Source organism: Devosia alba, assembly GCF_039938915.1.
Lineage (GTDB): Bacteria > Pseudomonadota > Alphaproteobacteria > Rhizobiales > Devosiaceae > Devosia > Devosia alba.
This window is the reverse complement of record NZ_JBDUUI010000132.1, coordinates 1-248: the sequence shown is the minus strand read 5'-3', so window position 1 is coordinate 248 and position 248 is coordinate 1. Positions and strand designations below refer to the sequence as shown.

Below are 248 nucleotides of genomic sequence, written 5' to 3'. Positions count from 1 at the left end.
CGAGTTGATATTTCGAAATATGATGCCTATCAACAACGGTTGTTTGGCTTTTTGGGAGAGCGGCTGCTAAATTTGTGGTTAAGTCAGCGGGATGCTAAATTAAAGTACTTAGTCGAATATAACAGTGAGTTGATTCACCGTATTTGGGCAGCTCGTTCAATCAAGCATGAGACTCTAGGATGGTGAGACGGATGCAACAGTTAGTTTCATTAATCACAATTGTCAATAATGAGGACGTCTACCAGAAC

1 protein-coding gene is annotated in these 248 nt (G+C 40.7%); it reads left to right on the top strand.

Annotated elements, in window-relative coordinates:
• Positions 1-186 (top strand): DUF4422 domain-containing protein (locus tag ABFY71_RS19060; protein ID WP_347947452.1); only part of this gene is annotated, 186 nt, incomplete at its 5' end.
• Positions 187-248 lie beyond the last annotated feature (62 nt).